Consider the following 5,913-nt stretch of genomic DNA (forward strand, 5'->3'; position numbering starts at 1 on the left):
CGCCGACCGGTCGGCGACCACCCGCACCCGCACGCTCCCCGAACCGACCGCGCACTCGCCCGCGCTCACCCGGGCGGCGTACGGCCTGTACGAGGCGCTCGGCCTGCAACGCGCCCGGGTGCGCGCGGTGGCCCTGCGCGCGGAAGGCCTCGACTCCGCCGAACAGGCCTCCCACCAGCTCACCTTCGACCCGGTGGACGAGAAGGTACGCCGCATCGAGGAGGTCGCGGACCGTGTACGGGCCAAGTTCGGCCCGCACGCGGTGATGCCGGGGACGCTGGCGGCCTGACCGGGGGCAGTTGACCCACGGCGGCGCGATGTGACGCGCTATCAGGTAGGGGCGGGCGGCCGCAGGCGAATGGCGGCAGTTTTTGCCGACCCGTAACTTCCCCCTTTTACTACTCGCCCGTAACTTGATGAGTGAACAGCATCCCGTGATCCGGATCACAGGGCGTAGGACCCCACCCTTCCCCTTGAGCCGCAAGGAGATCACACGATGCTGCCCTGGAAGCGGGTGATCAGACCGCTGGCCGCGCTGCTGCTGGCCGCGGTCGCCGTCACCGCCCCCGCCGCGTCGGACGCGCAGGCCGCCGCCGCACCCAGCTCCGGCTGGAACGACTTCACCTGCAAGCCCTCCGCCGCCCACCCCCGTCCCGTCGTCCTGGTGCACGGCACCTTCGGCAACTCCGTCGACAACTGGCTGGGTCTCGCGCCCTATCTGACGAGCCGCGGCTACTGCGTCTTCTCCCTCGACTACGGGCAGCTCCCCGGCGTCCCCTTCTTCCACGGCCTCGGGCCCGTCGAGGAGTCCGCCGAACAGCTCGACGCCTACGTCGACCGGGTGCGCGCCGCGACCGGCGCCGCGAAGGTCGACATCGTCGGCCACTCCCAGGGCGGCATGATGCCCCGCCACTACCTCAAGTTCCTCGGCGGCGCCGCCGAGGTGAACGCCCTGATCGGCATCGCCCCCAGCAACCACGGCACCACCCTCGGCGGCCTCACCGCGCTGCTGCCGTACTTCCCCGGCGCCGAGGACCTGATCGACGAGGCCACCCCCGCCCTCGCCGACCAGATCGCCGGCTCCGCCTTCCTCGCCGAGCTCAACGCGGGCGGCGACACCGTCCCCGGCGTCCGCTACACCGTCATCGCCACCCGGTACGACGAGGTCGTCACGCCGTACCGCAGCGCCTTCCTGACCGGGCCGAACGTGCGCAACGTGGTCCTCCAGGACCTCTGCGCGGCCGACCTGTCCGAGCACCTGGCCATCGGGCTGTTCGACCGGATCGCCTTCCACGAGGTGGCGAACGCCCTCGACCCGGACCACGCGCGGCGGACCACCTGCGCCTCCGTGTTCAGCTGACACGTGTCGCGTGGCGTGAAAACAGCGGGTCCCTGTCCGGCCTGAGCCGCCGGACAGGGACCCGCCGCCGGTTCAGCGGCCGTGACGTCCGGTCGCCGTGCGCCGCCGCGCGGAGGCGAACAGCGCGGCCGAGCCGAGCGCCAGCGCCGCCGCGCCGCCGATCATCAGGTACGACGTGTTCTCGTCCCCGCCGGTCTCCGCCAGGTTCTGCCCGCCGCCGGCCGCCTTGAGCTGGTTGCCGGAACCCGCCTCCGCCGCGACCGGGTCCGCCGTGGTGGCGGGGTCGGCGTCGCCGTGGCCGTGGTTCTCGACCGTCGACTTCTCGGCGCCGGCCTCGATCTGCCGCTCGGACGGGGCGGAGGCCTCCGGCGCCGGGGCGGGCGCCTCCGGGGCGGGCGCCTCCTTCGGCGTGTCGGCCTCCGCGGGGGCCTCGCCGCCGGCCGGCTCACCGCCGGCTGCGCCCCCACCCGCCTGGGCGCCGCCGAAGGTGACGTCCGAGCAGGAGTAGAAGGCCTCCGGGCTGTCCGACCGCTGCCAGACCGCGTACAGCAGCTGCTGGCCGGAGCGCTCCGGAAGGGTGCCGGAGAAGGTGTAGAAGCCGTCGACCGCGGCCGGATCGGTGGACGTCGCCACCGGGTTGGCCAGGTCCAGGTCGTCCCAGGCCAGCGGCTGGGACGGGTCGTAGCCGGGCTTGGTGATGTACACCGTGAAAGTGCCCTTGTGCGGGGCCGTCACCCGGTACTTGAAGGTGTGCTCGCCGCTGGACACGCTCGTCGCCGGCCAGTCGGCGCGCGCCAGGTCGAGGCCCTTGAACGCCTCGTTGCCGGCGCTGCACAGCTTGCCGTCCGGGATCAGCTCCTGGTGGCGTCCGCCCGCGTCGCCGATGCGGACGCCGTTCCAGTCGTACAGCGCCTGGGTGCCGCCGGCCGCGACGGCCGCCCTGCACGCCTCCGACTTGGGGCTCTCCGGGCCCTCGGCGAAGCACTGGAAGACCCGGCTGACCGGGTCGCCCATCGAACCGTGGGCGGCCGCCGGCGCGGCGGCCAGACCGGTGAGGGCGAGCGGGGTGAGACCGACGGCGGCGACAGCGGCCTTGCGGCGTGCGGACATGGGGCAGCAACTCCTCGGCGAACAGCGGATCTCATGCGGAGACCCCGGGGAGGGATCCCGTGGGGGTGGCTCAGAACGTAGCCCCGCGGAACCCGGAAATCGCCCGGTGAGGGCGGTGCGAGGAGATCCTTATGGTCGCTTTAAGGGAGCGTTCGGACTGGGATCAGGTAGGTACCGTGCGGGCATGACGCACGCGCGGATCAGACCGGCCGCCCCCGCCGACGTACCCGCCGTGAAGGCGGTGATCGACGCCGCCTTCGGGCCCTACGTCGCGCGCATCGGGGTGGTGCCGGTGCCCATGGAGGCGGACCACGCGGCGAACGTGGCCGCGGGCCGGGTGTTCGTCGCCGAGGCCCCGGACGACGAAGGAACCGGGTCCGCGGAGGTGGCCGGCCTCGTCGTGCTGGAGCCCCGCGCGGACCACCTGTACCTGGACGTCGTCGCCGTCCGCCCCGACGCCCAGGGCACCGGGGTGGGACGGCTGCTGCTGGAGTTCGCGGAGGACCGGGCACGGGCGCTCGGACTGCCCGAGATCCGGCTCTACACGAACGCCATGATGTGGGAGAACCGGAAGATCTACCCGAAACTCGGCTACGAGGCCGTCGAACGCAGGGTGAGCGGGCCGTACGACCGGATCCACTACCGCAAGCGGCTGCACTGAGCCGGGCGGCGGGACGTTCAGCCGTCGGGCCACCAGGTGCGGGCGATGTCCCTGCGGATCTCGGGGCGCTCCGCGGGACGCTCGTCGGCCTCCTCGCGGACCCGGCGGGTGTCCGTCCTCCTCGAGGGCTTCCGCACGGTGACTCGGCGCATGGCTGCCTCCTCGGAGGTCCACCGGGTCGCCCGCTTCCACGGCGGTGAACCTTTCGGGGGAGAGTTCCTCATCTGTCCCGCGCTGTCTGTGGCGGCGGTCACGAATCGACTGTCAGTGGCAGGTGTCACCCTGAGCCCATGACCACACACCACGGTGACGGGACGGACACGAGCGGTGTCGACTGGGACGCGCGGGCGGCCACCTTCGACGAGGAGCCGGACCACGGTCTGCGTGACCCCCGGGTACGCGCCGCCTGGGCCGCGCGCCTGCGCGACTGGCTGCCCGGGCGCCCCGGAGACGTCCTCGACCTCGGCTGCGGCACCGGCAGCCTCTCCCTCCTTGCCGCCGAGCAGGGGCACCGGGTCACCGGGGTGGACCGGTCCCCGGCGATGGTGGAGCTGGCCCGGCAGAAGCTCGCCGGGCGGCACGCGGTGTTCCTCCAGGGCGACGCGGCCCGCCCGCCGGTCGACGGCGAGCGGTACGACGCCGTCCTCGTCCGGCACGTGCTGTGGACGCTGCCCGAGCCGGACCGGGTGCTGCGCCGCTGGCGCGACCTGCTGCGGCCGGCCGGACGGCTGGTGCTGGTCGAGGGCGTGTGGGGGACGGTGAGCCCGGTCGGCATACCGGCGGACCGGCTCACCGCCCTCCTCGCCCCGCTCACCGCGCGGGTGCGCGTGGAGCCGCTGTCCGGGGACCCGGCGCTGTGGGGACGGGAGGTCGACGACGAGCGGTACGCGGTGGTGCCCTCCTGGGACTGACCCCGGGGCACGGGCCCGCGGGGCGTGTCTCAGCCGAGCAGGGTGCCCAGACCCGCCCCACGGGCCAGGGCGTCCAGCTCGTCGAGGGCGGCCACCGCGGCCGCCGCCGCGCCCGGGTCCCGGCCGGACAGGCCGCTCTGCGCGAACTCGTCCTCGTCCAGCCGCCGTACGTCCGTGCCGTCGGCGGAGACCCACAGGTCCAGGTCGAGGTCCTCCACGACCAGGCGGCCCCCGGACAGCTCGGCCGGGCGGGTGATGTCGCAGTAGTGGCCCTTGAGCGTGCCCCCGGCGGCCCGCACCTCCTTCACGGAGTACCAGCGGTCGCGCCAGTAGTGCTCCGTGAAGACGTCCCCCGGCTCGAAACGGACGAAGCCGAAGTCGCGCACACCCTCGCCCGCCCACGGGGCGCGCACGCTGATCCGGACGCCGTCGTCGGCGAGCAGCTCCGCCGGATAGCTGATCTTCGTGCGGCCCGCCTTGACCAGCACCACCTCGACCGTCGCCGCCGGTCCGTCAGACGAGCTCGCGGACATGGCGCACCTCCGTTCCGCACAGCTCGTAGCCGAACCACGTGTTGATCGCGATCATCGGTCCGTTCCCGGTGTCGTTGCCCGTGAAGGCCTCCGTGTACCCGGCCGCGCGGGCCCGGTGCAGCGAGTCGTTCTTCACCAGCTTCGCCAGCCCCCGGCCGCGGTGGGCGCGGGCCGTGCCGGTCATGCCCGTCGCGTACCGGGTGGAGCCGTCCGTACGGGCCGCGGTGAACGCGGCGGGCCGGCCGCCGACCACCGCCACCGTGGTCAGCTCCGCGTCGAACAGCGGGTGCTGCCAGGTCTCCCTGAGCCATGCCTCGTAGTCGGTGAACTCCGTGTCCACGTCGCTCGGCTCGTCCGCCGTGGTCTCCGCGTCCAGCTCGAACAGCGGGCGCGGGTCGTCGGCGTACGACGAACCCGGACGCAGCTCCACCCCGGGCGGCGGGTCCTGGAGCGGGGGCAGCTCGCGGTGCGCCAGGTCCAGGCGGAGGAAGTGCGCGGAACGGCTCGCCCGGTAGCCGTGCAGCTCGGCGAAGGCGCGGTTGCCGGGCTCGTCCAGCACCCAGGCCAGCAGCCGGGTCGCCCCGTGCGCGGCCAGATGCTCCTCGCCGGCGCGCACCAGCAGCGTGCCCGCGCCCCGGCGGGTGTGCCGGGGGTGCACGTAGACGTTGAGGTTGCCCTGGCCGGGCACGGCGCTCTCGTGCGTCAGGTGCACCTGGGCGGTGCCGATCACCTCCCCGTCGCCGTCCACCGCCACGAGGGGGCGGTAGCGGGCGTCCGGGTGCATCTGGGTGAGATCGTGCGCCAGGGCCTGCGGGGTGACCAGGATGAACGGCAGCGCGGCCTGCCGTACACGGGCGAAGCCCTCCAGGTCGGCTGGCGCGTCGGAGCGCAGATCGCGGACGGTCACTGTCATGTGAGCGCACGGTACGAGGTGGTGAGGCCGGTGTGCCTCCCATTTTCGCGGGGACTCCGGGGCCGGGGGTGCGGCCTCCGGGGCGCGGGTGCGCGACAATCGCGGCGTGACTGTACGGATCCACATCGAGGACGGAACGCCGCCGTACGAGCAGGTGCGGGCGCAGATCGCCGAGCAGGCGCGGTCGGGGGAGCTGCCCGTCGGGTACCGCCTGCCGACCGTGCGGGGGCTGGCCGAGACGCTCGGCCTCGCGGCGAACACGGTCGCCAAGGCGTACCGGGCGCTGGAGGCGGACGGGGTGATCGAGACGCGGGGGCGCAACGGAACGGTGGTCGCTGCCGCGGGGTCGGCGGCGGAGCGGGAGGTTGCCGCGGCGGCGCAGGTTTTCGCCGGGCGGGCTCGGCGGTTGGGGGTGGGGGAGGAGG

At 73.8% G+C, this 5,913-nt stretch carries 9 protein-coding genes; 5 read left to right on the top strand and 4 right to left on the bottom strand.

Going from position 1 to position 5,913, the window contains the following annotated elements:
* Positions 1-289 (top strand): DinB/UmuC family translesion DNA polymerase (locus tag CCN29_RS29615; protein WP_442538556.1); only part of this gene is annotated, 289 nt, incomplete at its 5' end.
* A 207-nt stretch (positions 290-496) separates the two neighbouring features.
* A complete protein-coding gene (locus tag CCN29_RS29620; RefSeq protein ID WP_006131501.1) occupies positions 497-1,360 on the top strand; it encodes an alpha/beta fold hydrolase in 864 nt (287 codons plus the stop codon).
* A gap of 72 nt (positions 1,361-1,432) precedes the next feature.
* Here CCN29_RS29620 and CCN29_RS29625 read toward each other — a convergent pair whose 3' ends face one another.
* Entirely contained in the window at positions 1,433-2,470 is a 1,038-nt protein-coding gene (locus CCN29_RS29625) for a lytic polysaccharide monooxygenase auxiliary activity family 9 protein (RefSeq protein WP_006131500.1), read from the bottom strand.
* Between the two features lie 184 nt (positions 2,471-2,654).
* Here CCN29_RS29625 and CCN29_RS29630 point away from each other — a divergent pair, with 184 nt between their 5' ends.
* Positions 2,655-3,131, top strand: coding sequence for a GNAT family N-acetyltransferase (locus CCN29_RS29630; RefSeq protein WP_006131499.1), 477 nt, complete (start codon positions 2,655-2,657; stop codon positions 3,129-3,131).
* A 17-nt stretch (positions 3,132-3,148) separates the two neighbouring features.
* On the opposite strand, the gene CCN29_RS29635 is transcribed toward CCN29_RS29630, so the two are convergent.
* Positions 3,149-3,283, bottom strand: a complete 135-nt coding sequence (locus CCN29_RS29635) for a hypothetical protein (protein WP_006131497.1) — start codon at positions 3,281-3,283, stop codon at positions 3,149-3,151.
* Positions 3,284-3,421: 138 nt separating this feature from the next.
* Between CCN29_RS29635 and CCN29_RS29640 the strand changes: the two genes are divergently transcribed.
* Positions 3,422-4,042, top strand: a complete 621-nt coding sequence (locus tag CCN29_RS29640; protein WP_086685622.1) for a class I SAM-dependent methyltransferase — start codon at positions 3,422-3,424, stop codon at positions 4,040-4,042.
* Positions 4,043-4,071: 29 nt separating this feature from the next.
* Here CCN29_RS29640 and CCN29_RS29645 read toward each other — a convergent pair whose 3' ends face one another.
* Together CCN29_RS29645 and CCN29_RS29650 are read right to left on the bottom strand one after the other, a co-directional pair.
* Positions 4,072-4,575 carry a ribonuclease FAU-1 family protein gene (locus CCN29_RS29645; RefSeq protein WP_086685624.1) on the bottom strand — a complete coding sequence of 168 codons (504 nt, stop codon included), beginning with the start codon at positions 4,573-4,575 and terminating at the stop codon, positions 4,072-4,074.
* Positions 4,556-5,488: a GNAT family N-acetyltransferase gene (locus CCN29_RS29650; RefSeq protein WP_031021752.1), complete on the bottom strand. Its 933-nt coding sequence runs from the start codon at positions 5,486-5,488 to the stop codon at positions 4,556-4,558. The genes CCN29_RS29645 and CCN29_RS29650 overlap by 20 nt, the downstream gene beginning before the upstream one ends.
* 106 nt (positions 5,489-5,594) lie before the next feature.
* Between CCN29_RS29650 and CCN29_RS29655 the strand changes: the two genes are divergently transcribed.
* A partial coding sequence (locus CCN29_RS29655; RefSeq protein ID WP_442538557.1) for a GntR family transcriptional regulator occupies positions 5,595-5,913 on the top strand: 319 nt, incomplete at its 3' end.

The organism is Streptomyces pseudogriseolus, assembly GCA_002154585.1.
Classification (GTDB): domain Bacteria; phylum Actinomycetota; class Actinomycetes; order Streptomycetales; family Streptomycetaceae; genus Streptomyces; species Streptomyces pseudogriseolus.

What these genes read in the sequence shown, in the direction of transcription:
- CCN29_RS29645 (WP_086685624.1), bottom strand. Translation starts at nt 4,575, where the DNA reads ATGTCCGCGAGCTCGTCTGACGGACCGGCGGCGACGGTCGAGGTGGTG.
- CCN29_RS29650 (WP_031021752.1), bottom strand. Translation starts at nt 5,488, where the DNA reads ATGACAGTGACCGTCCGCGATCTGCGCTCCGACGCGCCAGCCGACCTG.
- CCN29_RS29635 (WP_006131497.1), bottom strand. Translation starts at nt 3,283, where the DNA reads ATGCGCCGAGTCACCGTGCGGAAGCCCTCGAGGAGGACGGACACCCGC.
- CCN29_RS29620 (WP_006131501.1), top strand. Translation starts at nt 497, where the DNA reads ATGCTGCCCTGGAAGCGGGTGATCAGACCGCTGGCCGCGCTGCTGCTG.
- CCN29_RS29630 (WP_006131499.1), top strand. Translation starts at nt 2,655, where the DNA reads ATGACGCACGCGCGGATCAGACCGGCCGCCCCCGCCGACGTACCCGCC.
- CCN29_RS29625 (WP_006131500.1), bottom strand. Translation starts at nt 2,470, where the DNA reads ATGTCCGCACGCCGCAAGGCCGCTGTCGCCGCCGTCGGTCTCACCCCG.
- CCN29_RS29640 (WP_086685622.1), top strand. Translation starts at nt 3,422, where the DNA reads ATGACCACACACCACGGTGACGGGACGGACACGAGCGGTGTCGACTGG.